Origin of the sequence: Furfurilactobacillus siliginis (genome assembly GCF_001437435.1) — a bacterium.
In the GTDB taxonomy this organism is placed as follows: Bacteria; Bacillota; Bacilli; order Lactobacillales; family Lactobacillaceae; genus Furfurilactobacillus; species Furfurilactobacillus siliginis.
This window is the reverse complement of record NZ_JQCB01000049.1, coordinates 1-239: the sequence shown is the minus strand read 5'-3', so window position 1 is coordinate 239 and position 239 is coordinate 1. Positions and strand designations below refer to the sequence as shown.

General features: G+C 45.6%; 1 protein-coding gene. It reads right to left on the bottom strand.

All coding sequences use genetic code 11. The features are described 5' to 3' along the window. On the bottom strand, positions 1 to 239 hold a 239-nt coding region (locus tag IV55_RS10485), incomplete at both ends, for a hypothetical protein (RefSeq protein WP_191979326.1).

Genomic DNA, 239 nt, shown 5'->3' with positions numbered 1-239 from the left:
TGAAGTTGAACCAGATTGGCTCTCACTCAATGAAGTTGAGCCGGATTGGCTCTCGCTCAATGAAGTTGAACCAGATTGACTTTCACTTAGTGAAGTTGAACCAGACTGACTCTCACTCAAGCTAGTTGAGCCGGATTGGCTCTCGCTCAATGAAGTTGATCCTGACTGACTCTCACTTAATGATGTTGAACCAGACTGGCTTTCACTCAAGCTAGTTGAGCCGGATTGACTCTCACTTA